The 585-nt window shown below is 61.7% G+C and carries 1 protein-coding gene; it reads left to right on the top strand.

From position 1 onward, the window contains the following. Positions 1-285 precede the first annotated feature (285 nt). Positions 286-585, top strand: a 300-nt coding sequence (gene rpsH, locus NZN28_RS14565; protein WP_295399380.1) for a 30S ribosomal protein S8, incomplete at its 3' end; no start/stop codon positions are given.

Genomic DNA, 585 nt, shown 5'->3' with positions numbered 1-585 from the left:
GGGAATCATGCTGCCATCGTCCCCCGGGGCGATGCCCGGGGATTGGATCCAGCGATGATTCCGGACCGTAGAACGGAACGAATTGAGGAACGAGTCGACGGCCGGAGAAAGGAAGCCAAAGCGTCGTGGAGCAGACATGGGGATAAGCCTCGCGGACCGGCAGGCATCGCTGCCGCGAGGAAATCGGCCCCGCGAACGGCCCGCTGTGGGCGGGGCATTGCCGGGGCCGGCCGAGGTGGAAAATCAGAACGGTGTCAAACCTGGTGCATGTGACCAACTGCCATGATGACTGATCCGATTGCCGATATGCTCACCCGGATTCGCAATGCGAATGCGATCGAGCGTCCTGCGGCGGAGATGAAGGCGACAAAGCTGAAGGTCAACATCGCCCAGGTGTTGAAGAACGAGGGTTTCATCCTCGATTACCAGGTGGGCAAGTACGAGAACGGCGAATTCCAGGTGGGAGCGGCCCCCGGCGAGCCGGGGAGCATCCTCCGCATTTACCTGAAGTACGGACCGGAAGGCGAAAAAGTCATCCGGTGCATCCGTCGATCCAGTCGGCCGGGTCGCCGCTTCTACCAGGGC

Source organism: Meiothermus sp. (genome assembly GCF_025056915.1).
In the GTDB taxonomy this organism is placed as follows: domain Bacteria; phylum Deinococcota; class Deinococci; order Deinococcales; family Thermaceae; genus Meiothermus.
The sequence above is the reverse complement of the archived record's forward strand: the minus strand, read 5'-3'. Positions and strand labels throughout refer to the sequence as shown.